Below are 24441 nucleotides of genomic sequence, written 5' to 3'. Positions count from 1 at the left end.
ATGAACTGCTCTTTATAGGTACCCGACAGCGAGTCGATGTACTGCTCGTCCTCGCCGGTGCCAAGCGTGGTCACCACCATCGCCTGGGTTTCACCGCGGGTGAACAGCGCCGAGCCGTGGGCACGCGGCAGCACGCCGACTTCGGCGATGATGTTGCGCACGGTCTTGACGTCGCGGCCGTCGATGCGTTTGCCGGTGTCGAGGATGTTCCAGCGCACGATCTTGGCTTCCAGCGACTTGAACACGTCGGCGACGCGCAGCTTGTCGTATTTCGGTTCCTGCCCTTCCGGGAAGAAGTGCGCCATCGCCTTTTCCTTGGCGGCGCCGACCGCGGCGTAGCGGTCCTGCTTCACGGGAATGGCGTAGGCCTTGCGCAGGTCCTGCTCGATCAGGCCGAGCATTTCCTTTTCGATCGCGGAATTGTCGATCGGCGTGACTTCGAGCGGCTCCTTGGCGGCCTTCTCGGCCAGCTCGATGATCGCATTGATCACCGGCTGGAAGTGGCGATGGCCGAACATCACGGCCCCTAGCATCACGTCTTCGTTGAGCTCCTTGGCCTCCGATTCCACCATCAGCACAGCGTCGGCGGTGCCGGCGACGACGAGATCGAGCTGTGTCTCGGTCATCTCATCGAGCGTCGGATTGAGGATGAACTCGTCGTTGGCGAAGCCGACGCGCGCGGCGCCGATCGGACCCTTGAACGGCACGCCCGACAGCGTCAGCGCCGCGGAAGCGGCGACCATCGCCAGCACGTCGGGATCGTTCTCCATGTCGTGCGACAGCGTGGTGATGATCACCTGGGTTTCGTTGCGCCAGCCGTCGACGAACAGCGGACGGATCGGCCGGTCGATCAGGCGGGAGACCAGCGTCTCCTTTTCGGTGGGGCGGCCTTCGCGCTTGAAATAGCCGCCGGGGATGCGGCCCGCGGCATAGGCCTTTTCCTGATAGTCGACGGTCAGCGGCAGGAAGTCGACGCCTTCGCGCGGCGCCTTGGCGGCCACCACGGTGGCCAGCACGATGGTCTCGCCGTAAGTGGCAACGACGGCGCCGCCAGCCTGGCGCGCAATCTTTCCGGTTTCAAGTTTGAGCGGACGCCCGCCCCAATCGATCTCGACCGAATGAGTCTTAAACATAGCAATCTTCTTTCATGAGTTAGCGAAAAGAAGAGACGCCACAAAACAAAAAACCATGCGCAAGATGGCGGGATGCTGCACGCCTCGCGGCGTCAGCATCCGGCGATCCTGCCATGGTTTCTGGTTTTAGGATGGCATCCATCCTTTCGCTTCAATCACGGGCACCTTGCCCGTTTCGCCCAGCGAGCCGGATTGCTGCTGGACGCTTGAAAAGGGCGAGACAGCTTCTGCTTTCTGCCCTTGCGCATCATCGTTTCGTCGAGCCCGACAACGGGCTGGCAAACGATCATGCAAAAACGCGCGCCAGATGACGCGCGTGTACTTCACTAAAAGCTCAACGACGGATGTTGTGCTTTTCAAGCAGCGCCTGATAGCGCGCCTCGTCCTTCTTCTTCAGGTAATCGAGGAGCGAACGGCGCGTGGCGACCATTTTCAGCAAGCCGCGGCGCGAATGGTTATCCTTCACGTGGCTCTTGAAATGATCGGTGAGGTTGTTGATGCGTTCCGACAGGATCGCAACCTGGACCTCGGGCGAGCCGGTGTCGCCGGCCTTGTTGGCATTCTTCTTGATGACTTCCGCTTTGCGTTCGGCGGTAATCGACATCGTCAGTTACTTTCGTTGTTGCGAGCCGGGCTGGCAGTCAGCCCGGTCAGGTTGAACACGCGCTTGGGGATGAGTTCGCCATTGCCAATTTCGGCAAGCGCCAAAAGACGGCCTGCCACCGTGACATAGACTGTGCCGCTACAATTGGGCGCATCCCGTCCGCGCAACAAAACGGCCTGGCCCCTGTGGAGCCTTGCCGCATCCGCCCGAGTGACGGCCAGTGCCGGGATGTCGTCCAGCGCGGTCTCAACGGGCAAAAGCGCGTCGGCGAGGCTGCCCTCGCCGGACGCGGCTCTATCGCACAAAGCCTCGAGCTGTTCCAGCGAAATCATGTCGTTTTCGTCGAACGGGCCGACCAGCGTTCGCCGCAGCGCGCTGATATGGCCGAAACAGCCGAGAATCCGGCCCATATCGCGGGCCAAAGCCCGCACATAAGTGCCTTTCCCGCACTCCGCTTCGAACACGGAGAGGTCGTTATCTAATTGTTCCGTAAGGGTTAATTCGTGAATCTCGACCGGCCGCGGCTTCAGCTCGACGGCCTCGCCATCGCGCGCCAGATCATAGGCCCGCTCGCCCTGCACCTTGATGGCCGAATATTGCGGCGGGATCTGCTCGATCAGGCCGGTAAACTGCGGCAGCAGTGCGCGGATCGCCTCGGCGGTGGGACGCAGCTCGCTCGACCTGACCACCCGGCCTTCGGTGTCGTCGGTGACGCGCTCCTCGCCCCAGGTCACGGTGAAACGATAACGCTTGCGACCATCCATCACGAAGGGAACGGTCTTGGTCGCTTCGCCGATCGCGATCGGCAGCCCGCCGGAGGCGAGCGGATCGAGTGTGCCGGCGTGGCCGGCGCGTTTCGCTGAAAACAGCCGCTTCACCACCGCGACCGCATGGGTCGAGGTCATGCCGATCGGCTTGTCGAGCACAACCCAGCCATGGACGTCGCGCTTGTCGCGGCGCGGCTGTTTGTTCTGTTTCGGTTGCTGCTGGCGCGGATCGTTATTGACGCGCCGCGCATCGTCGCGCTCTTCCGAAAAAATATTTTTGTCGGCCGCGGCCGAATCGACGTTTTGCGATTCGGTTGGGTGATCGGCGGTCGTCACAGTCATCATTCATCATCCTCGCCGGGTGCGAGATCTCGCTGCACCTCAGGTGTTCGCAGTAATTTCTCGATACGTTCCGCTTCGTCGAATCGATCGTCGACGCGGAATCGAATCTCAGGAGCAAATTTCAGGTTAACGCGATGCGCGATCTCGCCGCGCAGGAACCTCTTGTTGCGATTGAGCGCCGCGATCACGACTTCGGTGTCGCGTCCGCCGAGCGGCATCACGTAGATTGTCGCGAGCTTGAGGTCGGGCGACATCTTCACTTCGGGGACGGTGATGATGTGACCTTCCAGATCGGGGTCGTGGACGTTGCCCTGCGCGAGGACCTCGGCGATCGCATGGCGCACGGTCTCGCCGACGCGCAATTGGCGCTGCGAACCGCCGGCGGCGGAACCCTTGTTGTGATGGCGGGGCATTGTCAAAAATCCCGATGGTCGTCATCACCCGCGAAAGCGGGTGATCCGGTACGCCGTGCCAAGAGTATTCCGGTGATACCTGGATGCCCCGCCTCCGCGGGGCATGACCTTTTGATTTAGACTTCCAACGAAGCCGTAAGGTTCAGACTTACAGGCTGCGCTGGATCGTTTCGATACGATAGCACTCGATGACGTCGCCGACGCGCATGTCGCCGTAATTCTCGAACGCCATGCCGCATTCCTGACCGGCCTGCACTTCCTTCACTTCGTCCTTGAAGCGCTTGAGCGTCGACAGCTTGCCTTCGTGTACGACGACGTTGTCGCGGATCAGGCGGACATTGGCGCCGCGTTCCACGGTGCCGTCGGTAACGCGGCAGCCGGCGACCTTGCCGACCTTGGAAATGTTGAAGACTTCCAGGATCTGGGCGTTGCCGAGCATGGTTTCGCGCAAGGTAGGCGCAAGCAGGCCGCTCATCGCCTTCTTCACGTCATCCACGAGGTCGTAGATGATGTTGTAGTAGCGGATCTCGATGCCGTTGCGCTTGGCCGCGGCCGCCGCTTCCTTGTTGGCGCGAACCGAGAAGCCGATGATCGCGGCGTTAAAGCCTTCCGCCAGCGTGACGTCGGATTCCGAAATGCCGCCGACGCCGGCGTGCAGGATGCGCGCGGCCACTTCCTCGGTGCCGAGCTTTTCGAGCGATCCCAAGATCGCTTCCAGCGAACCCTGCACGTCGGCCTTGACCACCAGCGGAAATTCCTTGCGGCCGGAGGTCTTGAGCTGCGACATCATCTGCTCGAGCGAGCCGCGCATGCCGGAAACCGAGGCGGCGGCATTCTCGCGCTTCTGGTGTGCACGATAGCTTGTGACCTGACGGGCGCGGGCTTCGTTCTCGACCACGGCGAGGCGGTCGCCGGCCTCCGGCGGACCGTTGAAGCCGAGCACTTCAACCGGCACGGAGGGACCCGCTTCCTGGACGGTGTCGCCCTGATCGGAAATCAGCGCGCGTACGCGGCCCATCTCGGCCCCGGCCACGATAATGTCGCCGACCTTGAGCGTGCCGCGCTGGACCAGCACGGTGGCGACCGGGCCGCGGCCGCGATCGAGTTTGGCTTCGATCACGGTACCTTCGGCCGGACGCGTCGAATTGGTCTTGAGGTCGAGGATTTCGGCCTGCAGCGCGATCATCTCGAGCAGACGGTCGAGATTGGTCTTGTTCTTGGCGGAAACTTCGACGTCGACCACTTCGCCGCCGAGCGATTCGACCTGAACCTCGTGCTGCAGCAGTTCGGTGCGCACGCGCTCGGGTCTGGCGTCGGGCTTGTCGATCTTGTTGATGGCGACGATCATCGGCACCTTCGCCGCCTTGGCGTGGTTGATCGCTTCCACCGTCTGCGGCATCACGCCGTCATCGGCGGCAACCACCAGCACCACGATGTCGGTGACCTTGGCGCCGCGGGCGCGCATCGCGGTGAACGCGGCGTGGCCGGGCGTGTCGATGAAGGTGATCTTCTTGCCGCTTTCGGGCGAGGTGACCTGATAAGCGCCGATATGCTGGGTGATACCACCGGCTTCGCCCGACACCACGTTGGCATGGCGCAGCGCATCGAGCAGCGAGGTCTTGCCGTGGTCGACGTGGCCCATCACGGTCACGACCGGCGAACGCGGCTCGGTATCGGTGGAATCGTCCACCACGTCGAACAGGCCTTCCTCAACGTCGGAGGCGGCGACACGCTTGACGGTGTGGCCGAGTTCTTCCGCGATCAGTTGCGCGGTGTCGGCGTCGATCACGTCGGTGATCTTGTGCATCGCGCCCTGCTTCATCAGCATGCGGATGACGTCGACGGCCCGCTCCGACATGCGGTTGGCGAGTTCCTGGATGGTGATGGCTTCCGGAATCGTCACCTCGCGGACCAGCTTTTCCTTCGGCTCGCTGGACTGATGTCCCTTGAGCCGCTGGGTGCGGCGGCGGAACGAGGCGATCGAGCGCTCGCGCACGTCGTCGGCATCGAGCGCGGTGACGACGGTCAGGCGGCCGCGCTGTTTCTGCGGCGAGGGTTTGGCGGTCGTCTTCGGAGCGGCGGCGGGACGGCCGGGGCCGCCGGGACGCCGGCTCGGGCGCGGACCTTCATCCTCGTCGGAGGCGTCGGCCGCGATCCCCGGCGCACGTGCGACCGGAATCGGGGGCCGGGCTGCCGGACGCGTGGGGGCCGGGGCCGGGGTGCGCGCTTCGGTTTCGCCAAAACGCTTCTTGGCCTCGAGTTCGGCCTTGCGTTTGGCTTCTTCGTCCTGGCGGTGGCGTTCTTCCTCGGCCTTGCGGCGGGCTTCGGCGGCCTCACGCTCGGCCTGCTCGATGCCTTCGCGGCTGGCACGACGCTTGGCTTCTTCCTCGGCGATGCGCCGTTCTTCGACGTCGCGGAGCTTGGCATCAGCGAGCGCGCTGGCGCGGGCCGAACGCTCGTCCTCGGTGAGCGTACGCAGCACCACGCCGGAATTGCCGCGCGGCGCAGCCGGGGCTGGCGCGGTACGGGCGGCAGGCGCTGCCGCCGCCGGCTTGGCGGCCACCGGCTCGGGCGCATGGGTCTCGGGGACCGGGGTATCGCCGCCGACGCGGCGCTTGCCGCGCTTTTCCACCACGACCTGCTTGGTCCGGCCGTGGCTGAAGCTCTGGCGCACGGTTCCGGTCTCGACCCGCGGCTTGAGCGACAGGGTCTTGGTCGGCACACTGAGCTTCTTGTCGCCAGGCGTTTTGGTATCAACCATTCAGCAGTCCTAATCCTGTTCTTGCCGTGCGCATCCGCACGGTCCTTCAATTCGGCGAATTCTTGTCCGTGGCCACGGTTCCGTCCTCGTCCGCCATCCGGTATCGGACCAGCATTTGGCTACGTGACAGGAACGTATCGCTCGCCGGGCCCGCGAGCAGGGCAGCATGTATCACATTTGACCGCCCAAGTGCCAAATCCAATTGCGCCGATGTCAGCACATTAACGATACGAACTTCGGCCGAATGGTCGTTATTCCCGCCATTTTGCCTAACGACAGCGTCCAGCTTGCGGATTCCGTCCGCCGCCCCGTCGGTGGCGTGGATCAGCGCCCGAACCAGGCCCGGCGCCTGCCGCGCGAGGGCCTCCTCAACCTTGGCAAATCCGGAGATGACCTGGCCGGCCTTGGCCGCCATGGCAAGGGCGTCAATAACGAACCGTTCCAGCAGCGCCTCGGTGTCCGCCGGCAGCGTTGCCGCCACCTGGACGTCGCGTTTGAAACCCCTGCTAAATTGGTGACGCCGGACCGCTTCTGCAACCAGCCGGCGGGAGGCCGAAATCCAGAGACCTCGACCCGGCAGCTTGCGTTTCAAGTCCGCGACCACCTCCCCGGAAGGGGCGACCACAAAACGGATCAGCTCGTCGATCGGCCGAACTTCCCGCCTGACCGCACACATCCGCATGGTCGCGGACTTCTCAGCCCGCGGCCCATGGTCGAGTTCCGGATCAGCGATGGCGAGCATGGCGTCGGCATGGCTCCGGACATCAGGCCGGCTGACCTTCGGGGGCCGCGGCCTCCGCGGTCTGCTTGTCGAGTTCGGCCTGCGTGATCCAGCCGGCATGCACGCGCGCCTGCATGATCATGGCTTCGGCGTCGTCGCGTGACACTTCGCTGCCGTCGAGGATGCCGGCGTGCTTGGTGGTTTCGCCGCCTTCCTTGCGCTCGGTCCAGCCGACGAGATCGTCGGTGGCGCAGCCGGCGAGGTCTTCGACGGTCTTGATGTCGTTCTCGCCGAATTTCACCAGCATCTTCGACGTGACGCCCGGCACCTGCTTAAGTTCGTCGGCCACCCCAAGTTCCTTGCGCTTGTTCTCAAGCTCGGTCTCGAGCCGCTCCAGATATTCCTTGGCGCGAGCCTGCAATTCGTTGGCGGTCTCTTCGTCGAAACCTTCGATGCCGGCGAGTTCCCGGATATCGACCATCGCGAGCTCCTCCACCGAGGTGAAGCCTTCGGACGCGAGCAACTGGCCGACGACCTCGTCGACATTGAGCGCTTCCATGAATACGCGCGTGGAATTCTCGAAGTCAGCCTGGCGGCGCTCGGATTCTTCCTGCTCGGTGAGAATGTCGATGTCCCAGCCGGTCAGCTGCGAGGCAAGGCGCACATTCTGGCCACGACGGCCGATCGCCAGCGAGAGCTGGTTGTTGGTGTCGGGCACCACGACCTCGATGCGCTCGCGGTCTTCGTCGATCACGACCTTGGAGACTTCGGCGGGCGCCAGCGCGTTGACCACGAAGGTCGCGATATCGGGCGACCAGGGAATAATGTCGATCTTTTCGCCCTGCAACTCGTTGACCACGGCCTGCACGCGCGATCCGCGCATGCCGACGCAGGCGCCGACCGGGTCGACCGAGGAATCGCGCGAGATGACGCCGATCTTGGCGCGCGAGCCAGGATCGCGGGCGACCGCCTTGATCTCGACGATTCCGTCATAGATCTCTGGCACTTCCTGCGCGAATAGCTTCGCCATGAATTGCGGATGGGTGCGCGACAGGAAGATCTGCGGGCCGCGGGTTTCGCGCCGCACGTCGAAAATATAGGCGCGGACCCGGTCGCCGTTGCGGAACACCTCGCGCGGCAGCATCTCGTCACGCCGCACGATGGCCTCGCCGCGGCCGAGGTCGACGATCACGCTGCCATATTCGACGCGCTTGACGATGCCGTTGACGATATCGCCGATGCGATCCTTGAATTCCTGGTATTGCCGGTCGCGTTCGGCCTCGCGCACCTTCTGCACGATCACCTGCTTGGCCGATTGCGCCGCGATGCGGCCATATTCCAGCGGCGGCAGCGTGTCGGCAATGGTGTCGCCGACCTGAGCGCCGGGATTGGCGCGCTGCGCATCGACCAGCGAAATCTGGTTGGCCGAGTTCTCGACGTGCTCGACCACCAGCATGTGGCGCGACAGCCGCAGTTCGCCCTTCTTGGCGTCGATTTCAGCGTGAACGTCGGTCTCGCTGCCGTAGCGGGCGCGGGCCGCCTTGGCGATGGCGTCTTCCATCGCCGAAATCACGATGCTGCGGTCGATCGATTTCTCGCGCGCAACGGCGTCGGCGATCTGCAGCAATTCAAGCTTGTTGGCACTGACGGCCATGGCTCAGTCTCCTCTCACAGGATCGATGTCGCCGCGCCGCGCTCTCTCGGCGGCGAGGCGATGTTGTTTGGTGTTCTTTGGAGCCGGTTTCTTGGCCGGCTTGCGATTGGCATGCGGCGCTGCCGGCGGTTCGAGACCGAGGCTGCGCTTCAATTCGCGTTCGGCCTGCTTGCCGCGCCGCATCGATTCCGCAATCAGCTCGTCGGTGAGGACAAGCCGGGCTTCGGCGATGTCTTCCATCACCAAAAGAACGTCCGCGTCCTCGCCAGCCTTGATGTCGTCGCGCTTCAGCCGCACCGCCGAGCCCTCGACACCGACGATGGTGCCGCGAAAGCGCTTGCGTCCCTCATGGGCGACCGCCATCTCGATTTTCACGAGATGGCCGGCAAAGCGTTCGAAGTCCGAGCGTCGCACCAGCGGCCGGTCGATCCCCGGCGAGGAAATCTCCAGCCGATAGGCCCGGTCGATCGGGTCGGCGATATCAAGCACGGGCGAGAGCGCCCGCGAGATCGCCTCGCAATCCTCGATCTGCATCGAGCCGTCGGGGCGTTCGGCCATGATCTGGACGGTACAGCCGGCTTCTCCCGAAATCTTGATCCGGACCAGCCGATAGCCCATGCCGTGCAACACCGGCGCGGCCACCGCCGACACGCGCGCCGCGGCGCCCGGCTCGACCACGAGCCGCGGCTCGTCGAGCAGGTCGGTGTCAAAGGAACCAGGCGTCGGATCGGTCATATCCAGGGTCAATTTGCCGGTCTTGCTGTCGTCTCGGCGCGCATCTTGCCCGGGTTCTCAGGCCTACCGGGCTGAGGTGACTTCAGGTAATAAAAAAGAGCGGGTCCCGGGGGGCCCACTCTCGATACGCGACCGTATGAGAAACTGTAAGTTGAGGCGGATATAGCGGTTTTTCGCCAACCCGACAAGGCCCGCAGCGCACCGGCGCCATTAATTTTGTCGCCCCTTTCGGCTCCTTGCTGAGCCTGCCCTAACCCTTCCTTCACTACGCCCACCTAGATTTCCGGTGACCTGCGCTAGTGGCGTGGATTTGTCGTTCGCTACCCACCTAGCCGCGATTTCGAGAAGCGAACGTCAAATCCAAAACTCCACTAGAAGCTTATATTTGCTAGTGGTCCTTCTAATTCTAACATTCGCAAAAGCGCTGCTGAGAAGGGATGCGAATGTTAGAATTGGACCACTCGGGGCTCGGGATCGACGGTGCATGGCCGGGTTGGGTAGAGTTTCATGAGCGTCGCCACGTCGTTGCTCCCCGAGTTGGAGGAGATGATTTCGCGGGGCGATCCCAAGCGCCTTGCGCAAGTAAGCCGCGGCATTGCCGAGATGTTCGTGCAGGGCGCGTCCGGCTTCCAGACCCATCACGTCCAACTCTTCGATCACCTCTTGACCGGCATCGTTCCGCAAACCGAGCTTGCCGCCCGCGCCGATATCGCTGAACGCATTGCAGCGATCGCCAATGGGCCGCCGAAACTGATCGGTCAGCTCGCGCGTGAAGACAATATATCGGTCGCGGGTCCGGTGTTGCGCCGCTCACCGGTGCTGGACGAGCAGGCGCTGGTCGAGATCGCACGCATCAAGGGCCAGGATCATCTGCTCGCCATGACGGAGCGTGCAAGCCTTTCGCCCGGCCTGACCGATGTCATGGTCCAGCGCGGCGAGCGCGATGTCATTCGCCGTGCCGCGGCCAATACAGGAGCGGCCTTTTCGCCGATCGGTTATTCGGCACTGGTCAAGCGTGCGGCCAAGGACGGCGTGCTGACGATCACCGTCGGACAGCGCAACGATCTGCCCGACCGCTTGCTAAAAGAGCTTTTGGCGGGAACGGTCGATGTCGTGCGACGCCGGCTGTTCGATATGGCCGACCCTACCCGGCAGGCGGCCGTCGCCAAAGCGATGAGCGATCTTTCCGGCAAGCAGCAGGCGGAAAAGCAGAGGGATTTTGCGCCGGCGCAGCGCACGATTCTGTCGCTGTACCGTGCCGGCGAACTGAGCGAGACCGCGCTGCTGGATTTTGCCAAGGCTTACCGGTACACCGAATCGGTCGCCGCATTGTCGGCCATGTCCGGCGTGCCGATCGCGGCGGTCGATCGACTGATGGCAGGCGATCGCCATGATCCGATCCTGATCATCGCCAAGGCCATCGGGCTGGAATGGGCGACGGTGCGCGCCTTGGTGCTGCTGCGGCTCGGACCGGCGCGAATACCGGCCTCCGCCGATATCGACAATGTGCGCGCCAATTTCATGCGCCTATCGCCTTCGACCGCCGAACGCGTGGTCGGTTTTTGGCGGACCCGCGAAACGGCATAACGTTATCTATCCAGTCTTCCTGAAGATCAGATAGGCGGCGCGGCGCCCCTCTCGCTGCGCTTTGCGGCCGTATCGCGTCATCGTGTAACCGGGCCAGGGTTCGCGCCAATCGCGGGCGCGCTCCGCAGTCCAGATGAAGGAGCGGGCACGCGCAAAATGCCAAAGCGTCCAGGCGCAATAGTCGGCGATGTCGCAGACGAAGCGAAACTCGCCGCCGTTCTTCAAGACACGCGCCATCGCTGTTATCGTCAGGTCCTGCACGAAGCGCCGCTTCCAGTGCCGGCGTTTCGGCCACGGATCGGGATGGATCAGATCGATCCGTGCCAGCGCGCCTGCCGGCAACCAGGCCAGCAACTCCGCCGCATCGCCGGCAAACAGCCGGATGTTCTTCACGCCGTGGGCCTCAATCAACGACAGGATCTTCGCCATGCCGTTGACGTAAGGTTCGCAGCCGATGAAGCCGGTGTTCGGAAAGGCTTGTGCCTCCGCGATCAGATGCTCGCCGCCGCCAAATCCGATCTCGAGCCGCACAGCATCGACGGGGGTGCCGAACAATCGGCTCAGGCTTTCCGGCTGCGGGCCGGAAATATCGAGCGACAGCTTCGGCAATAGATGCGCGATCAGGTCGGCCTGATGCGCGCGCAGTTTGTGGCCCTTGCGGCGGCCGAAGAAAGCGCGCTGCGCCTGCAAGCTGGCATCGTTGTCGCCGTCTGGTTCGTTCATCGCAGCGTCTGGCAAATTCAAGAAGGGACTACTATCGAGGTCGTCCGCGCCATTTTTGTCGCGGCTTCGTCATGCGGTTTGCCGGTTCAATATCATCATTGTTGTTTCGGGCAATGGGCGGGCGACAGATGCGCTCAGAATGGCGAAGCTGCTGCCTGATCCTGGAAATCCGCATGACGGGCGCACCGCGCCCCGGGATGCTGGTTTCAGGCCGCTGCGCTAGCGCTTGTCGGGATTCCCGTTGGCGGCGATCTGTTCGACGAGGTCGACGATGCTGCGGCGGAGCTTGGCGTCGCTGATGCGGGTGAAAGCGCGGGTCAGCGCCAATCCCTCCGCGGTCGCAAGGAAGTCCGAAACGTAGGAGGGCGAAGCGGCCTCGGAAGTGCGATCGGCTTTCGTCGTTGAGGTCGGGCCGCCCTCGAACAAAAACGACACCGGCACCTGAAGGATTTCCGTGATCTGCTGAATGCGGCTCGCGCTGACGCGGTTGGTGCCCTTCTCGTATTTCTGCACCTGCTGGAAGGTAAGCCCAAGCGCCTCGCCCAGTTTTTCCTGGCTCATGCCGAGCATGATGCGGCGCATACGCACCCGGCTGCCGACATATTTGTCAACAGGATCGGGCGCCTTGGTTGACATCGCCTACGCTCCTCCAGACCGCGGGTGCTGCCACTGCACCAGTGCCCTGATTCCGAAATTCGCAACGGTTTTCGGAGCCGCGTTTCGAACTTCGGAATCGAAAGAACACCAGCAAACCTATTGATCCAGTGTGGCTTTGATTCAGAAGGCCGCATGATGGGCTCGCGCCACCAATGATGCGGACGTCTGGACCGCCACTAGAAGCGGATTATGCCTCAGCTGCCGATGTCGTCAAAGGAAAGTCGAGGGCGAACCCTGAACCAAAATGACGCTGCCCACTTATTTTGCGCTGCGACGGCGAATCACGAACAGCCATGCCCCTGCGAGCAGGATTGCGATCGGAATATCGCCGGTGCGCGCATAAGGCGTCGGCGCGATCGCGGCCGGCAGGCGGGAATCGAGCACCCCTTCAAGCCCAAGCCCCAGCTGCGCCACCACGCGGCCCAACGGGTCGATCACGGCGGAGATGCCTGTATTTGCGGCGCGAACCAGCGGCAGGCCCTGTTCGATCGCGCGCAACCGCGCCTGCTGCAAGTGCTGATAGGGGCCGGTTGAAATTCCAAACCAGCCGTCATTGGTGAGATTGACGATCCAGCCCGGCCGATCGCCGCGTTCGACAACATCGCCGGGAAAGATCGCTTCGTAGCATATTAGAGGTAGCATTCTTGGCGCGTTCGGCACATCCATGCTGCGCCTTCGGGCGCCCGGAATGAACCCGCCCTGAACCTTCGTCAGCTGTTCGAAGCCGATTTTTTCCATCAGGTTCTGAAACGGCAGGAACTCGCCGAACGGCACGAGGTGGAGCTTGTCGTAGACCGAGAGCACATTGCCGTCGTGATCGATAACGTAGATCGAATTATAGGCGCGGGTGATCCGCGTGCCGGGCGGCACGTCGGGCGCGCGCACCGATCCCGTGATCAGCACCGTTCCCTTCGGCAGGAGATCGGCGATCTCCGCCATCACGTCGGCCTCGCGGGTCAGGAAGAACGGAAACGCCGACTCCGGCCAGATCAGGATGTTGACGTCTTTCACGCCGGTCGATTGCGGACCGGAGGCGCGATCGGACAGCGTGAGGTATTTTTTCATCACCTCGGCCTTGGCGCCGTAGTTGAACTTCGCGTCCTGCTGCAGGTCCGGCTGCATGATCCGCAGCTTGGTGTTCGCGAGCATGACGGTCGGCTGCCGGGTGAGGCGGATCGCGCCAAACACCGTCATTGCGAGCAACACCGTGAGCGCCAGCGCCGGCGCCACCCAGGGCTTGCGTCCGCGCGATGTGCCGTCGATCAGCACGGCTGGGCTTGCGAAAATCGCGACGGCGAGAAACGTCAGCCCCCACAGCCCGATCAGCGATGCGGTTTGCGCCAGCGCCAGCGGTTCGCTCAAGGCGTAGCCGAGCGCGTTCCACGGAAAGCCCGTCAGTGCCTGGCCGCGCAGCCACTCGCTCATCGTCAGATTTGCGGCCAGCGCGATCACGCGCGAGGCATCGCGGGTCCATAGCAGTCGCGCCAGCGCAAAACCCAGCGCCATGAACAGCGCGAGATAGGCCGGCAGTCCCAGGATCGCAAATGGCATCAGCCAGGCGAAGGTCGGTGCGTCGACCAGAAAGGCGTAGCCGATCCAGTAAAGCCCGGGCACGAAATAGCCGAGGCCAAACCACCAGCCGGTCAGCGCGGCGGCCGGCACGCCGCGCCAGCGTCCCGCCGCGGCGCCGTCGATCTGCCACACCGCGACGGGCAGGGTCAGAAACAGGATCGGCCAGGCATTGAACGGTGCCATCGCGAGCGAGGACAGCGCGCCGGCGAGCAGCGCCAGAAGCGCGCGCTTCCAGCCCCAGGTCAGGATGATCGCCAGTCCGATGGAGCGAAATTTGCTGGGAGCCGTCACGATGAGGCAGCTCCGTCTCCCGGCGGGCTGGTCTGATCGCCCGGTTGCGTATTGTCCTGTGTCGGCTCGCGGCGGCGGTTTTCGCGCTGGGCGCGCAGCGGCGGGCGCTCCTTGCGCGGGGCGATGCGCAGGCGCTTGACGCGCCGCGGATCGGCATCAAGCACCTCGATCTCGAAATTGCCGGGACCGGAGATCACTTCCCCGCGCACCGGCAGCCGGCCGACATGGGTCACGAGGAAACCACCGAGCGTCTCGACTTCCTCGCCGGCCGCGCCGGTCACGAATTCGTCGCCGATCACCGAACGCACATCATCCAGGCTCGCGCGCGCATCCGCAATGAAGGAGTTGTCGGCCTGCCGCACCACGGCCGGCGGCTCGTCGCTGTCGTGTTCGTCGTCGATCTCGCCGACGATCTGCTCGACGATATCTTCGATCGAGACCAGCCCGTCCGTCCCGCCATATTCGTCGACCACCAGCGCCAGATGAATACGCGACGCCTGCATCTGCGCCAGCAGATCGATGGCGCGCATCGACGGCGGCACGAACAGCAATTTGCGGATGATGTTGGCCTCCGACAGCGGCATCGAAAGATCGACCGCGCGCAGGTCGAGGCCCGCCGCAGGCGGCTTCTTGGCTTTCGACTTGGCCTTGGGCTTGGCGGCACGCGATGTCATGAATGCGAGGAGATCGCGGATGTGGACCATGCCTTCCGGATCATCGAGGGTCTCGTTGTAGACGACGAGGCGCGAATGTGCGGCGCTTTCGAACAGGCTCATCAATTCGCCGAGTGCAATGTCGCGCTTGACCGCGACGATATCGGCGCGGTGGATCATGACGTCGGCGATCCGCCGCTCGTGCAGCGACAGGATGTTGCGCAGCATGGTGCGCTCGACGGCGGAAAAGCCGACCTCGTCGGGCGTCGAGGTGTCGAGCACAACCTGCAGGTCGTCGCGGACCGATCCCGGTTTCCAGCCAAACAGCGTACGGATCGCGCGCGTCAGCCAGTTGTCCGCGGCCGGGCGCATGATCTCGCCCTCCTGCACCACCGCCGGTAGGTTGCGCGTGGTGCGCGGATTGTCGTGGGTCGGGTCGGAGTCCGGCATTCTAGTGCCCACTTTCCGAAGTTCGTGCACCACCGCAGCGCCCACCTTTGACGAACTTCGGAAAGTCATGGGCACTAGCACAAATTTTTATTCTAGTGATCCCAATGATTCCAGCATTCGCAAAAGCTGCTGCTGAGAAGGGGTGCGAATGCTGGAATCGGGTCACTAGTGATTTCCCCGCTCCGCATAGGGGTCGGGAATGCCGAGCTGCGACAGGATCTCGCGCTCCAGCGCTTCCATCGTTTCGGCCTCCTGATCCTGCTCATGGTCGTGGCCGATCAGGTGCAGGAAGCCATGCACCGCCAGGTGGCTTAGATGATGTTGGAACGGCTTTTGTTCGTCATCGGCCTCGCGGCGCGTGGTTTCATAGGCAATCGCGATGTCGCCGAGCATGCGCGGCGCATCGCCGGGCTTTCGCGTGCCTTGCGGCGGCAACGCCGGAAACGACAACACGTTGGTCGGCTTGTCGATGCCGCGCCAGTTGCGGTTCAGCGTCTGAATGCCGTCATCGTCGGTCAGCATGACCGCAAGCTCGCTGTCGCCGACATCGGCGTTGACGAATTCGGCTGCGGCCGCGATCGCGCGTTCGATCACGGCCTCGGCCTCGGGCTCCGCCTGCCAGCAATCGGCAACGACGAGAATTTCGGTAATCGGAAGGGCAGACGACGCCATGAGTTTTGTAATTCGATCTTGATCCGCGCGCGCGGCGGTTCCCGCAATCACGTCTTGTCGGGCGCCGGCCGTTGCGGCAGCCCTTCATAGGCCGCCACGATCCGCGCCACCAGCTCGTGACGGATCACGTCTTCGGCCGTGAAGCGGACCTGGGCGATGCCCGTGACCCCTTCGAGCAGCTTGACGGCTTCGGCGAGACCCGAGGCCTGGCCATGCGGCAGGTCGACCTGGGACGGATCGCCGGTAACGATCATACGGCTGTTCTCGCCAAGGCGGGTCAGGAACATCTTCATCTGCATGGACGTGGTGTTTTGCGCCTCGTCCAGGATGATGACAGCGTTGGTGAGCGTGCGGCCACGCATGAAGGCGAGCGGCGCGATTTCGATCTCGCCGGTCTGCAGCGCGCGTTCGACAATTCGTGCATCCATCAGGTCGTACAGCGCGTCGTAGATCGGCCGCAAATACGGATCGACTTTTTCGCGCAGGTCACCGGGCAGGAAGCCGAGCCGCTCGCCGGCTTCCACCGCCGGACGCGACAGGATGATGCGGTCGACTTCCTTGCGTTCGAACAGCTGTGCGGCATGCGCCACCGCGAGCCAGGTCTTGCCGGTGCCGGCAGGGCCGATACCGAATACCAGCTCGTGGCGCTTGAGCGCGCGAATGTAGGAATCCTGGGCGGCCGTGCGTGCCCGCACCGGGCGCTTGCGCAGATTGATGGTGTCGAACGAGGATTTGGCAACCTTGGGATCGAATTCGAATAGCGAGCCCTGCGCGATCACCGCACGGATCGCGCCTTCGACTTCGCCCTGATCGACGTCCTGTCCCTTCACCGCCTGGGCATACAGCGCCTCCAGCACGCGTCGCGCCGCATCGCAGCCGTCGCGAGAGCCGGCGACCGTGATGTGGTTGCCGCGCGAGTCGACGACGACGCCAAGCCGACGCTCGATCAACGCAAGATTCTGGCCATAGGGTCCGACCAGCGCAGATGCGGCGCGGTTGTCGTCGAAATCGATGACGAACTGGGTCTCGGGCGGTACTTGCATGTCGCGGTCAGGTCTGCGGCTGGTGCTCACTTTGCGGGGTTCGTATTCTGTCGCGGAGGCCATCTGTTACGCACCCCGAAAAGTGATGAGCACCGGTAAAGCTAAGTTTCCTGAACCAGTGCGCTGCCAGCCATGCGGAAACTTCAAGTCGGCACCATGAGCGAGTGAAGGTGAATCCGATGCGCTCTTGGGCAAGGGTTCAGGCTCCGATGACCGTTTCAGGCGAATTGATGGAAGCTTGCGGCTGAGGCGCGGTCGGAGGGGCCGCCAGCTCGCCCAAGAGGCTGTAGCGCTCGAGACTGTCGATGCGGACCGGCAGCACCTGGCCGATGATGGATTCCGGCGCCATCACGTGCGCCGGCTGAAGGTAGGCGGTTCGGCCGACGATCTGGCCCGGATTCCGCGCCGCGCGCTCGAACAACACATCGACAGTGGTCCCAATCGCGGCCCTGTTGAAGGCCGATTGCTGGCTGTCGATCAATTCCTGAAGTCGCGCCAATCGCTCGTCCATTTCGTCCGCTGGCACCATCTCCTGCATGTCCGCCGCCGGCGTGCCCGGCCGCGGCGAATATTTGAACGAATAGGCGCCAGCGTAACCGATTTGTGTGACCAGAGCGAGTGTGGCCTGAAAATCTTCCCGGGTTTCGCCGGGGAAACCAACGATAAAATCCGATGAAAATGCAATGTCTTGGCAGACGGCGCGGAATCGCTCGACCGAGCGGCGGTAGTCATCGGCGGTATGTTTGCGGTTCATGGCCGCCAGGATGCGGTCCGAGCCGGATTGCACCGGCAAGTGCACGAACGGCATCACCGCGGGAATATCGCGATGCGCCTCGATCAGTGTCTCGTCGATGTCGCGGGGGTGGCTGGTGGAATAGCGCAGGCGGACGATCCCGGGGATCTCAGCGAGCCGACGCAGCAGCCTGCCGAGCGACCAGGTGCGGCCATCCGGTCCCTCGCCGTGATAGGCATTGACGTTCTGACCGATCAGCGTGATTTCGCGAACCCCGTGATCGGCGAGCCGCTTCACGTCATCGATGATCTTTGAAACCGGCCGCGAGACCTCGGCGCCGCGCGTATAGGGCACCACGCAGAAGGTGCAGAACTTGTCGCAGCCTTCCTGAATGGTGACGAACGAGGAGATGCCGCGCGCGCGGATCAGCTCCGGCTTCGGCGGCGGCAGAAATGCGAATTTGTCTTCGGCCGGAAATTCCGTCTCCAGCGCGCGGCCGTGTTTTTCGGCACGCGCGAGCAGTTCCGGCAGATGATGATAGCTCTGCGGCCCCACCACGACATCGACCACAGGCGCGCGGTTGACGATCTCTTCGCCTTCGGCCTGCGCGACGCAGCCCGCGACCGCGATGTTCATGCGTCGGCCCTGGCGCGCCGCCTCGTCCTTCATCACGCGCAGCCGGCCGAGCTCGGAATATACCTTCTCGGAGGCCTTCTCGCGGATATGACAGGTGTTGAGGATGACGAGATCGGCATCGTCGACGCTCGCGGTCTCGACAAAGCCTTCGCCCGCCAGTGTGTCCACCATGCGCTGAGCATCGTAGACGTTCATCTGGCAGCCATAGGACTTGATGTGCAGTTTGCGGGGCTTCATGGAACCGATCGTTGGTCGAAAAGGCGGCGTTCGCGCGCCGTCACGATTTATCGTCGTCGAGCGGAACGCAGTAGAGTTCCAGCCGGTGATCGACCAGGCGATAGCCGAGCTTGCGGGCGATTTCAGCCTGCAGCTTCTCGATCTCTTCGGAGGTGAATTCGATCACCTTGCCGTCGCGCAGGTCGATCAAATGATCGTGGTGACTGTCGCGCATCTGCTCGTAGCGGGCGCGGCCCTCGCGGAAATCATGCCGCTCGATAATGCCGGCGTCCTCGAACAACTTGACCGTGCGGTAGACCGTCGAAATCGAGATCTTGTCGTCGACCGCGACGCAGCGACGGTACAGTTCCTCGACATCGGGATGATCCTCCGCTTCCGCCAGCACGCGCGCGATCACACGGCGCTGCTCGGTCATGCGCATGCCGGTGGCGGCGCAGCGCGCCTCGATGCCGCCGGTTGCGAGCGCGGGATTGGGTTTCAGCGAGGTCATTTTCCGGATGTCACCAGAACAGGTTTGCAGCCATCATCGATCATCATATCACGTTCTGCCATCGCTAGTGGAGCGGCTTTGACATTCGCTACCTAGGTCGCCGCTTGTTCGTCAAGCGAATGTCTAAGACCAAGCTCCACTAGAAGTATAAATTTGCTAGTGGTCCTTTGAATATAACGTTCGCAAAAGTGCCTGCCTCGAAGGGATGCGAACGTTACATTCGGACCACTAGGATGTCACGACAAGTCGCGCCGCATCAGAAGCGCGTCCAGCGCTTCGGTACCGCTTTGCCGGTAATAGCGTTCGCGGCGGCCCACGATGCCAAATCCGGCCCCCTCATACAGCCGGCGGGCCGGCTGGTTGTTTTCTTCGACTTCCAGAAACACCGTCCGGACGCCCCGGCCGGCGAGGTGACCCAGGTGGGTCAACAACAGCTTGTTCGAAAGCCCGCGGCCGCGATGGGATTCGGCCACGGCGATCGACAGGATTTCGGCTTCGTCGGCGCCGATCCGCGACACTGAGAAGCCGATGGTTTTCCGTCCCATTCGCAAGCGATGGACCAGCGTGTTGCGTTCCGTCAGCATGCGCTCGAATTCGCTCTCGCCCCAGCCGCGATGAAACGAGGCGCCATGAATCTGCGAGAGCGCCGTCGCATCGCGCAAACTCGCCGGTTCGACCACTGCCGGCTGGTTGCCCCACAACTCGGATAACCACGTCATCATGGCGAAACCGGCGCCGCGCCCGCAAGGTGTTCTTTTGCCGGCTTGGCATCGGGTGCGCGCAGATAAAACGGTCGCGCGGGGGCCGTGTTCGGACTGACCGCCGCGCCGAGCCATCCGACCCATGCGATGTCGGGCGCGGCCTGCGGCTCGACCTTGGCAGGCGCAACGGCGTGCGAAGGCCAGCGTTCGGCGACAATGCTCGCGGCATTGCCGACGATATGCGGCGCGCCGAACCGCCAGGCGTTGAGCGCTTCCGAGATCGACGCAATGCATGGCCTCACCAATGCACTTCCGTTGCCGGCAACGACTTGAAGGTAGATATGGTCATGCCGCGCATCGATCGCCGAAATCACCGGATTTTCCGCGTTCTGGCTGACGATCGGCGCGGCATAGGCCGCGAGCGTGGTGACGCCGACCACGGGAATATTGGCGGCGAGTGCAATGCCGCGCGCCGCCGACAGCCCAACGCGAAGCCCGGTAAAGCTTCCGGGGCCCGTGGTGACGGCGATGCGGCCAAGGTTGGTGAAGGCCGTCCCGGACGCCGCGATCACGCGCGCTATCAGCGGCATCAGCGCCTCCGCATGGCCGCGTTTCATGGCCTGCGATTCCTGCGCGATCAATTTGCCGGTCTCGGTATCGAGCACCGCGGCGGCGCAGGCATCAAGCGCCGTATCAATGGCAAGGATCAGCATGGAGACGAGGCGAATAGCGAGTGGCGAGTAGCGAATGCAAGACCATCAACAATCATTCGCCATTCGCTATTCACTATTCGCGTCTCCATCACATCGGCCGCACTTCGACCACTTCTGGCACGAAGTGGCGCAGCAGGTTCTGGATGCCATGCTGCAGGGTCGCGGTGGAGGAAGGACAGCCCGCGCAGGAGCCCTTCATATTGAGATAGACGATGCCGTCCTTGAAGCCGCGGAAGGTGATGTCGCCGCCGTCATTGGCGACCGCTGGGCGCACCCGGGTTTCGATCAGGTCCTTGATCATGTCGACCGTCTCGGCATCGGCCTCGCTGAAGAACTCGTCGGCCTCGTCAGTTGCCTCGTCACTGCCAGCGCTGCCGTCGGCGAGCAGCGGCGCGCCCGACATGTAGTGCTCCATGATGGCGCCGAGGATCGCCGGCTTGAGGTGTTGCCAGTCGCTGTCGTCCTTGGTGACGGTGACGAAGTCCGACCCGTAAAACACGCCGGTCACGCCGGGTACGCTGAACAGCTTTTCGGCCAGTGGCGAGCGGCTCGCGGCCTCCCGGCTGGTAAATTCCATGGTGCCGCCATCGAGCACGGTGCGGCCCGGAATGAACTTCAAGGTGGCGGGATTGGGTGTGGCTTCGGTCTGAATGAACATGGTTTTCTCCGGCAACATTGGTTCAAGGCCAATGCGTGAGGTCTCTCTATCAAATGGCGATCGGGAACGCACGGTCAAGAGCGGAAATCGGCCTCGAAATCCGTCTAAGTGCTTACGAAAGCGCGTCGATTTCAGAATCGCTGAGCCCGCCGGGAACGATCACGATGGGGATCGGGAAGGTCCCGACCGCATTGGCCATCGCCGTGATGATCGGTCCCGGGCCCTCGGGGCCGGGATTGGCCGCCAAAACCAGCATGGCGATGTCGACGTCCTTTTCGATCACGTCGACCACCTGCTCGGCCGGGTTGCCCTCGCGGATCACGCGCTCGGGCGTAATCGCGGCAATGCCGTTGGCCCGGCCGGAGGCGCGATCCAGCGCCGCATTGGCGTCCTCCATCGCCTCGGCGCGCATGATGTCGGCCACCCCAAGCCATTGCTGATTCTGATCTTCGATCTCGATGATGCGAAGCATCACGACGCCGCCGCCGGCGCGAATCGCCCAGCGGCTTGCATAACGAACCGCACGATCCCATTCCGCGGTGTCGTCAACGATGACGAGACATTTCGGCTTGTGACCCGTCTCGTAGCTACGTCGCTGGGTGGTCATGCATGTTCCGAAGCTGCAACAAGCTGATCGCATGCTGCCATGGCGTGGCCATCCACGACAAGCGGAGCGCGGCGCGGTTTTCGCAAAATCTGAACCTGACTTGCGTGCGGCGCCACCGCGGTGCGCCGCGGCAATTCTCTCGGAACTAATGTTTCCGAATGAAGCCGACGATGTCCCGCGTGAGTTTCATGGTTTCATCGGCAATGGCTCGCGCCCGATCGGAGCCATCGACCAGGATGGCGTCGACATGGCCGGGATCGGCGACCAGCCGTTTCATCTCGGACGCGATCGGCGACAGCTTTGCGACGCAAAGCTCGACCAGCGCATTCTTGAAGCTGGAGAACTGCCCGCCACCGAATTCAGCGAGCACATCGACCTTGGCTCGGCCCGACAGCGCCGCGAAAATTCCGACGAGATTGTCGGCCTCGGGGCGGCTCTCCAGACCTTTTTCCTCCGACGGCAACGGCTCGGGATCGGTCTTCGCTTTCCGGATCTTCTGCGCGATGGTGTCGGCATCGTCGGTAAGATTGATCCGCGAATAATCCGACGGGTCGGATTTCGACATCTTCTTAGTGCCGTCGCGCAAGCTCATCACCCGCGTCGCCGGTCCCGTGATCAACGGCTCCGGCTGCGGGAAAAAAACTCCATCGTTGAAGCCGTGGCTGCGAACGGAATCGCTGAAGTCGTTGTTGAACTTCTGTGCGATGTCGCGCGACAGCTCGAGATGCTGCTTCTGGTCTTCTCCGACCGGCACATGGGTGGCGCGGTAGAGCAGAATGTCGGCCGCCATCAGCACGGGATAATCGTAAAGACCCACCGATGCGTTCTCGCGGTCCTTGCCGGCCTTCTCCTTGAACTGGGTCATGCGGTTCAGCCAGCCGACCCGGGCGACGCAGTTGAAGATCCAGGCGAGTTCGGCATGGCCGGTCACCTGGCTCTGGTTGAACACGATATGCTTCTTTGGATCGATGCCCGCGGCGATGAAAGCCGCAGTCACCTCGCGCGTGTTGCGCGCAAGTTCGGCCGGGCCGCCCCAGACGTCGATGCCCTGGGTGATCGCGTGCAGATCGACCACGCAGTAGAGGCAGTTGTGCGTTTCCTGCAGCTTCACGAAATTGACGATCGCGCCGAGGTAATTGCCGAGATGCAAGTTACCGGTCGGCTGCACGCCTGAAAAAACCCGTTCAACAATCGCCATGATCAGTGTTCCGAACAGCTAGCCATTTGTTGCGTCGTCCATTGCCATGCAAGTCTTGGCCGCGCAAGCTTTCAGGCCCGGCTTTGGCGCAAGTTGCGGATCGCGTCAGCCCAGCGCAGCACGCCGAACAAGGCCAGAAACAAGCCGTAGACGGTCATGCCGGCGACGATCAGCGCCGCAACCAGGAAGAAATGCAGCGGTCCGGCGTGGTTTCCGCTTAAGGCCAGCACCGGCGGCGCCGCGAGCCACAACAATCCCCCCATCGCGAGCGCGGCCGCCACAATGCGCCATAGCCGCCGGTGCGCAACTGCGTCGATCGCGAGGCCGAAGGTGGCGAGGCCGCGCCGGGCCAAATCGAGCGCGCTGCTCCAGCCGCCGAGCGCAATGGCCGCGGCGATGCCGCGGACATCGAACAGCCGGCCGAGCACGACCGCGAGCGCAATCGTCACCGCAAGGCCTTTGAGGGTGGACCATAATGGCGTGGCGGTATCTCCACGGGCAAAGAATGCTGGCGACAGCGCCTTGACCAGAACCTGCGCGGGGAGGGCAAGCGCAAGCCATCGCAGGGACGCCGACGTGCCGTCGCTGTCGGCTGCGGTAAATGCGCCATGCTGGAACAAGAGCTGTACGATCGATGTGCTCAGCACCATCAAGCCAAGTGTCGCCGGCAGCGCGAGCCCAATAGCCAATTCCAGGCCGCGCGATTGAGCGCGCGCCGCCGCAGCCGAATCCGCGGTATGGACGCTACGCGCCAGTTCAGGCACGAGCACGGCACCAACGGCAACGCCGACGATGCCGAGCGGCAGTTCGATCAGACGGTTGGCGAAATAGAGCCACGACACCGCGGATGGCGAAGCTGATGCGACGATCGCACTGGCCACGATCAGCAGTTGCGGCCCGGCGCCCGCCACCATTCCAGGAATGGCCTTGACGAGAAAGCCGCGCATTTCCGCGTCGAAACCAATACGCAATGGGGTCGCGAAATGGGTACCGCGCGATCGCCCGATCAGGATCAACAACTGCAGGAATCCGGCGATGCCGACCGTGGCGGCGATCGCAAGCGCGGTCTCCGCAGCGTCCCATCGCTGCAGCATCAGCACGATCATCGCCGCGATCAGCGCGCCGTTGAACAACAGCGGCGCAAATGCCGTCAGCGCGAAACGGCCTTGCGCGTTCAATAGCGCGATGGTCACAGCCGCCGGTCCTGCGAAGGCGAGATAGGGCAGCATCAGGCGCGCATCGTTGACGGCCAGATGCAGCATCTCTTTGCCGGCAAAGCCCGGCGCCAGCGCGACGATGATCCAGGGCATCAGAACGCCGGCGATGACGGTCACCCCGATCAGCGCGGCGCTGATGGTGCCGAGCACGCGGCCGGCGAAGGCTGCCGCCGCATCAGTGCCTCTTGTTTCCCTGACGGCAAGCCAGGCTGGCACCAGCGCGTTGTTCAGCGCGCCTTCCGTCAGCAGCCGCCGCACCACGTTGACGAGTTGAAATGCCACCAGAAACGCATCGGCCACCGGGCTTGCACCAAGCAGCGCGGCGACCATGGCATCGCGCGCAAAGCCCAGCAGGCGCGAGGCCAGCGTTCCCGTCGAGACCGTCAGAAACGAGCGAATCATGGCCTTTTCTATAGCAGAGTGCTGGATTGAGTTTGCCTCGGTCCCGGGGATCGTGATAGGCGGCTACCACC

23 protein-coding genes are annotated in these 24441 nt (G+C 63.3%); 1 reads left to right on the top strand and 22 read right to left on the bottom strand.

What is annotated here, in order from left to right; all coding sequences use genetic code 11:
* From VFL62_RS00945 to rimP, 8 genes are all read right to left on the bottom strand, one after another.
* The coding region (locus VFL62_RS00945) for a polyribonucleotide nucleotidyltransferase (protein ID WP_325170499.1) at nucleotides 1–1133 on the bottom strand (1133 nt) is incomplete at its 3' end.
* Nucleotides 1134–1467: 334 nt separating this feature from the next.
* Nucleotides 1468–1737 carry a 30S ribosomal protein S15 gene (gene rpsO / locus VFL62_RS00940; RefSeq protein WP_325170498.1) on the bottom strand — a complete coding sequence of 90 codons (270 nt, stop codon included), beginning with the start codon at nucleotides 1735–1737 and terminating at the stop codon, nucleotides 1468–1470.
* 2 nt (nucleotides 1738–1739) lie between these two features.
* Nucleotides 1740–2846, bottom strand: coding sequence for a tRNA pseudouridine(55) synthase TruB (gene truB / locus VFL62_RS00935; RefSeq protein ID WP_325170505.1), 1107 nt, complete (start codon nucleotides 2844–2846; stop codon nucleotides 1740–1742).
* A complete protein-coding gene (gene rbfA / locus VFL62_RS00930; RefSeq protein WP_325170497.1) occupies nucleotides 2846–3259 on the bottom strand; it encodes a 30S ribosome-binding factor RbfA in 414 nt (137 codons plus the stop codon). The genes truB and rbfA overlap by 1 nt, the downstream gene beginning before the upstream one ends.
* A 148-nt stretch (nucleotides 3260–3407) precedes the next feature.
* A complete protein-coding gene (gene infB, locus VFL62_RS00925) occupies nucleotides 3408–6020 on the bottom strand; it encodes a translation initiation factor IF-2 (RefSeq protein ID WP_325170496.1) in 2613 nt (870 codons plus the stop codon).
* A 46-nt stretch (nucleotides 6021–6066) separates the two neighbouring features.
* Nucleotides 6067–6762 (bottom strand): RNA-binding protein, encoded by a 696-nt coding sequence (locus tag VFL62_RS00920; RefSeq protein WP_325170495.1) that lies wholly within the window; start codon nucleotides 6760–6762, stop codon nucleotides 6067–6069.
* A 22-nt stretch (nucleotides 6763–6784) separates the two neighbouring features.
* Nucleotides 6785–8395, bottom strand: coding sequence for a transcription termination factor NusA (gene nusA, locus VFL62_RS00915; protein ID WP_325170494.1), 1611 nt, complete (start codon nucleotides 8393–8395; stop codon nucleotides 6785–6787).
* A 3-nt stretch (nucleotides 8396–8398) separates the two neighbouring features.
* Nucleotides 8399–9130, bottom strand: coding sequence for a ribosome maturation factor RimP (gene rimP, locus VFL62_RS00910; RefSeq protein WP_325170504.1), 732 nt, complete (start codon nucleotides 9128–9130; stop codon nucleotides 8399–8401).
* A gap of 507 nt (nucleotides 9131–9637) precedes the next feature.
* Between rimP and VFL62_RS00905 the strand changes: the two genes are divergently transcribed.
* A complete protein-coding gene (locus tag VFL62_RS00905; protein WP_325170493.1) occupies nucleotides 9638–10717 on the top strand; it encodes a DUF2336 domain-containing protein in 1080 nt (359 codons plus the stop codon).
* A gap of 6 nt (nucleotides 10718–10723) precedes the next feature.
* Here the strand turns inward: VFL62_RS00905 and trmB are convergent, their stop codons facing one another.
* The 14 genes from trmB to murJ all read right to left on the bottom strand — a co-directional run bounded on the left by trmB (nucleotide 10724) and on the right by murJ (nucleotide 24370).
* Nucleotides 10724–11440 carry a tRNA (guanosine(46)-N7)-methyltransferase TrmB gene (gene trmB / locus VFL62_RS00900; protein ID WP_325170492.1) on the bottom strand — a complete coding sequence of 239 codons (717 nt, stop codon included), beginning with the start codon at nucleotides 11438–11440 and terminating at the stop codon, nucleotides 10724–10726.
* A gap of 219 nt (nucleotides 11441–11659) precedes the next feature.
* Entirely contained in the window at nucleotides 11660–12076 is a 417-nt protein-coding gene (locus tag VFL62_RS00895) for a helix-turn-helix transcriptional regulator (protein WP_325170491.1), read from the bottom strand.
* 279 nt (nucleotides 12077–12355) lie between these two features.
* Nucleotides 12356–13960: an apolipoprotein N-acyltransferase gene (gene lnt / locus VFL62_RS00890; protein WP_325170490.1), complete on the bottom strand. Its 1605-nt coding sequence runs from the start codon at nucleotides 13958–13960 to the stop codon at nucleotides 12356–12358.
* Nucleotides 13957–15063 (bottom strand): hemolysin family protein, encoded by a 1107-nt coding sequence (locus tag VFL62_RS00885; protein WP_325170489.1) that lies wholly within the window; start codon nucleotides 15061–15063, stop codon nucleotides 13957–13959. Before VFL62_RS00885 ends, lnt begins: the two co-directional genes overlap by 4 nt.
* Nucleotides 15064–15228: 165 nt before the next feature.
* Nucleotides 15229–15735, bottom strand: coding sequence for an rRNA maturation RNase YbeY (gene ybeY, locus VFL62_RS00880; RefSeq protein ID WP_325170488.1), 507 nt, complete (start codon nucleotides 15733–15735; stop codon nucleotides 15229–15231).
* A 47-nt stretch (nucleotides 15736–15782) separates the two neighbouring features.
* Complete coding sequence (locus VFL62_RS00875) at nucleotides 15783–16778, bottom strand: PhoH family protein (RefSeq protein ID WP_325170503.1); 996 nt, start codon at nucleotides 16776–16778, stop codon at nucleotides 15783–15785.
* Between the two features lie 199 nt (nucleotides 16779–16977).
* Entirely contained in the window at nucleotides 16978–18384 is a 1407-nt protein-coding gene (gene miaB, locus VFL62_RS00870; protein ID WP_325170487.1) for a tRNA (N6-isopentenyl adenosine(37)-C2)-methylthiotransferase MiaB, read from the bottom strand.
* 40 nt (nucleotides 18385–18424) lie between these two features.
* Nucleotides 18425–18874, bottom strand: coding sequence for a Fur family transcriptional regulator (locus VFL62_RS00865; RefSeq protein WP_325170486.1), 450 nt, complete (start codon nucleotides 18872–18874; stop codon nucleotides 18425–18427).
* Between the two features lie 236 nt (nucleotides 18875–19110).
* On the bottom strand, nucleotides 19111–19596 hold the full coding sequence (gene rimI / locus VFL62_RS00860) for a ribosomal protein S18-alanine N-acetyltransferase (RefSeq protein ID WP_325170485.1): 486 nt from the start codon (nucleotides 19594–19596) through the stop codon (nucleotides 19111–19113).
* Nucleotides 19593–20288 (bottom strand): tRNA (adenosine(37)-N6)-threonylcarbamoyltransferase complex dimerization subunit type 1 TsaB, encoded by a 696-nt coding sequence (gene tsaB, locus VFL62_RS00855; RefSeq protein ID WP_325170484.1) that lies wholly within the window; start codon nucleotides 20286–20288, stop codon nucleotides 19593–19595. Before tsaB ends, rimI begins: the two co-directional genes overlap by 4 nt.
* An 88-nt stretch (nucleotides 20289–20376) precedes the next feature.
* Nucleotides 20377–20946, bottom strand: coding sequence for a NifU family protein (locus VFL62_RS00850; RefSeq protein ID WP_325170483.1), 570 nt, complete (start codon nucleotides 20944–20946; stop codon nucleotides 20377–20379).
* 112 nt (nucleotides 20947–21058) lie between these two features.
* Entirely contained in the window at nucleotides 21059–21553 is a 495-nt protein-coding gene (locus VFL62_RS00845; protein ID WP_325170482.1) for a universal stress protein, read from the bottom strand.
* Between the two features lie 145 nt (nucleotides 21554–21698).
* Entirely contained in the window at nucleotides 21699–22751 is a 1053-nt protein-coding gene (trpS, locus tag VFL62_RS00840; RefSeq protein ID WP_325170481.1) for a tryptophan--tRNA ligase, read from the bottom strand.
* Nucleotides 22752–22822: 71 nt separating this feature from the next.
* Nucleotides 22823–24370 carry a murein biosynthesis integral membrane protein MurJ gene (murJ, locus tag VFL62_RS00835; protein WP_325170480.1) on the bottom strand — a complete coding sequence of 516 codons (1548 nt, stop codon included), beginning with the start codon at nucleotides 24368–24370 and terminating at the stop codon, nucleotides 22823–22825.
* Nucleotides 24371–24441 lie beyond the last annotated feature (71 nt).

The sequence above is a fragment of the Bradyrhizobium sp. genome, from assembly GCF_035701725.1.
In the GTDB taxonomy this organism is placed as follows: domain Bacteria; phylum Pseudomonadota; class Alphaproteobacteria; order Rhizobiales; family Xanthobacteraceae; genus Bradyrhizobium.
The sequence above is the reverse complement of the archived record's forward strand: the minus strand, read 5'-3'. Positions and strand labels throughout refer to the sequence as shown.